This is a genomic window from Flavobacterium sp. (assembly GCF_046155325.1).
Taxonomy (GTDB): Bacteria; Bacteroidota; Bacteroidia; order Flavobacteriales; family Flavobacteriaceae; genus Flavobacterium.
Genome location: NZ_JBJXDQ010000094.1, coordinates 1 through 3693, shown reverse-complemented (window position 1 = coordinate 3693; position 3693 = coordinate 1). Strand labels below are relative to the sequence as shown.

Annotated in this window: 3 protein-coding genes; all 3 read right to left on the bottom strand. The window is 32.1% G+C overall.

Translation table 11 applies throughout. The features are described from left to right. On the bottom strand, window positions 1-1319 hold a 1319-nt coding region (locus ACKVOD_RS06430; RefSeq protein ID WP_409208644.1), incomplete at its 3' end, for an HlyD family secretion protein. Between the two features lie 6 nt (window positions 1320-1325). Continuing rightward, entirely contained in the window at window positions 1326-2984 is a 1659-nt protein-coding gene (locus ACKVOD_RS06425; RefSeq protein WP_409208643.1) for a peptidase domain-containing ABC transporter, read from the bottom strand. Between the two features lie 2 nt (window positions 2985-2986). Next, the coding region (locus ACKVOD_RS06420) for a TetR/AcrR family transcriptional regulator (RefSeq protein ID WP_409208642.1) at window positions 2987-3693 on the bottom strand (707 nt) is incomplete at its 5' end.

Sequence of the window (3693 nt, the reverse complement as noted above, 5' to 3'; positions counted from 1 at the left end):
GTTTTATAGTAATCCGGCGGAAAACCATTTAATACCCGCCAAATTTCAAACCAAACAGGAACAGTATTTAACAAGGCGATAGTTTGTGCTCCAGAGCCTACCCTCAATTGTGAAGGCCATTTGTCTTCCTGGGGATCGGGAGCAATAAGCACTCTAAATTTACCGTTTTCGCTGATAAAATTTTCGATAGCTACGATTTGTCCCCCAAAAGTACCATAGGACATTTCAGGCCAACCAGAAAAAACAATAGTGGGCCAACCATCAAACCAAACTCTTATTTTTTCGCCTTTTTTTATTAAAGGTAAATCAACAGGATTAACAAAAGTTTCTACTGCAATGTCATAGGTTGAAGGCATAATAGTTGCTATAGGCGTTCCCTCTTTTATTGTTTCACCAATTCCCGCTTGAATGGCTCTGTTTACATAGCCATTTTGAGCTGCTTTTATGTAATACAATCCATTTCGAATGCTGTAATTTGCGTACTGATTTTTAAGTTTGTTTACCTGCGCTTCAGTATCAAATTGGTTGCTTAATGCCGTAAATTGATCACTTTGTGCTTTCGAAACTTTCTCGGAGTATTCGGCATTTATTCTATTAATTTCAACTTTCGCATTGACATATTCGTTTTTACTAGTCAGATATTTATTTTCTTGAGTAATAATTTTAGCCTCTCCTTCTTGTAATTTAAGTCGTTTTTCTTCGACATCAGTCATTGGTTTAAGACCTTCTTTGTTTAATTGAGTGGCACGATTAAATTGGGTGTTTGCAATTTTTAATTGCGTTTTTACTGCAACAAGATCTATGGAATCGCTTTTGATTTTAAATGAAGCTTGCTTTATTTTATTAAGTGCTTGTTCAATTTTTAGTTTTTGTTCATTTTCAATAGATTGGATTTGATTTGACAAAACGCCTACTTTAGAACTATAAGACGCTAATGCCGAATTTTTTGCATTCATTTGATTTTTTGTGTTTTGCACAAGATTAGGATCTAAATAATCTTCTTTAATCTCGGAAATATACATAATGGTATCGCCTTTTTTTACAAAATCACCTTCTTTTACAAACCACTTTTCTATTCGACCCGATATTACACTTTGAATTGTTTGAGGGCGTTGATTGGGTTTTAAAGTCGTTACTGCACCAGAACCCGAAATATTCTGTGTCCAAGGCAGAAATAGAGCAATCACTCCAAAAACGGAAACAATGGCTATAATTTTATTTAGAATTTTATAATGAGGTCTGTTGTCCAAATTTTTAATAGTTTGGAAATGACCTAATTTTTTAGTAAACTGACTCCTGTTTTCGGATATATTTAGCATTGTAATTTAATTTTTAGAATCAAAAATAATTTGTCCATTCTCCATAATAATATTACGAGCACACTTTGTTTTCCAATACGGATTTTTTGAAGAAACTATTACGGTCCATTCATTTTTTGGATCCGTAATAAAATCGATAATTTCGTTCGCTATTTTCTCATCCATAGTATCCGTTGGGTCTTCATAAAACAAAATTTTAGGTTTATGAACAATACTTCTGGCCAAAAGAATTTTTTGAGCATTAGAAGCAGAAAGCTGTCTGCCCTGTGGAAAAATAACAGTGTCTAATCCATTCGGCAATGTTTTTAAAAATGAGGATAGTTGTACAGATTCTATTGCCCATTTCAGATTTTCTTGACTCAGATTCCCATCCTTGAAAGTGATATTGTCTATAATACTTCCTTCGAAAGGCGTTTCGCCATATATTACACTTCCTATTTGGGATCGATATTGTTTTAAGTCAATCTTTTGAAAAGTGTCGTCATTAATATAAAAATAACCCGAAGTAGGCTGAATCAATCCCGACAACAATCGAATTAAGGTTGTTTTGCCCGAACCGTTCTCACCTTCAATAATTATTTTTTCGGATTGTTCTACTTTTAAGGATATTTTCTTTAAAATATTGTTTTTCGAATCGGGGAATTTAAAAGACAAATTATCTACTTCTAATGTTATTGCCGTGAAACAGCTATTAGGGTTTTGATTGGATTCTTCTTCTAGATTCATATCGGTTACTAAACCTATTTTTTCGACAGATGTTAAGACGTCATAAAAAGTTTCGAGACCTAAAATTATTTTTTCGACAGAACCTATTACTAATAAAATAATGATTTCTGCGGCAACAAACTGACCAATATTCATTTCTTGAGACAATACTAAATAGCCGCCAATACTCAACAAACTCGCGGTAATTATTATTTTGAAAAAAATTAATTGTGAAAATTGTCTTTTCACAACATTAAAATGTTTTTCACGGTATTTAAGATAATCGGTTACCAAATAATCGTTTTTTTGAAGTGCATAATCATAATTGATTTCATTTCTGAAACTAAAATTGTTTCTCGCAATTTCTTGCAACCAAGCGGCTACTTTATATTTATATTTCGATTCGAATAAACTGGTTTCTAAACCCGAATTATAGGAAAGTTTAAAAATATAATACAACAAGATTAATAGCATAAAACCAAATACAACGAAATAGGGATGATATAACGAAAGTAAAACGACTCCAAAAATAATCTGAAGCAAGGCCGCCGAAAAGTCAATTAATAGTTTGGAAGTCCCTTTTTGGATTGCCATAGTATCAAAAAAACGATTGACCAGTTCAGGGGGATATGTTCCATAAAGTTCTTCAAATTTTATTCTAGGCATTCTACCGGCAAATTCGAATGAAGATCTTATAAAAATTTTTTGTTGTAAATTTTCAGTTATTCGAAGTTGCATCATCGACAAAATTCCTACGAGCGCTACTCCAATAACCACAAGCACAACCAAAACAATCCACGAAACGCTAACTCTACCTGATTGTATAAAATTGATAATAGCTTGAATTCCTAAGGGTAACGAAAGACTTATTAAACCCGCAAAAATGGCATAAAAAAACAGTTGTAAAACATCTTTTTTGTCAAGAAGTAGCAAATTATAAAAACGCGTAAGTGGACTCATATTTATTTTTTTAATACGGTTGAAACTAGATCAAGATAGAAATCGGTAGTTGAAATATTTTCGTTACAATTGGTAATTGTTTTCAAATGTTCTTTCAAGAAATGTTGATGTAATGCACCTTCAACAATACTGGAGGCTAAACTTTTAGCAAATTCATAATTTGGGTTTACATCTTGAATCATTTCTATCATCCTATTAATTACTCTTTTGTAAACCAAGAAGAAACCCTCTTTGTTTTCTTGATCTACCTCTTTGGTATAAATTGTTTTGGTAAACTCTTGAATAATAATTTTGTTTAAAATCGATTCGTTTACGTGCAATGTGGTAGCATCATCTTCAATTTTTTCTGTAACTACTGTGATACCTCTTTTAAGGCGTTCCATCGGATTATCAATATTAATAGTGGCAAAAGCGAGTTTGTACTCTATCCAACCCCAGTACCACGAGGAGAGATACAGCATCATTTTGTGTTTGCTTTCAAAATAACGGTAAATTGAACTTTCGTTAGAGTTTATTTGTTCGCCTAATTTTTTGAATGTAAAGTTCTCGAACCCTATTTCATCTATAAGTACAATACTATTCTCAATAATTTTTTTACCTAAAACAGATGTCTCAGGGTCTTTGACATAAATTTTATTGTTGACTTGTATTTTGATGGTTGATAATATTTCTTTCATATTGAAATTATTTTGTGCAAATATAATAGTAA

Excerpts from the sequence above, each read along its gene's own strand:
- ACKVOD_RS06425 (WP_409208643.1), bottom strand. The coding sequence starts at position 2,984 with ATGAGTCCACTTACGCGTTTTTATAATTTGCTACTTCTTGACAAAAAA.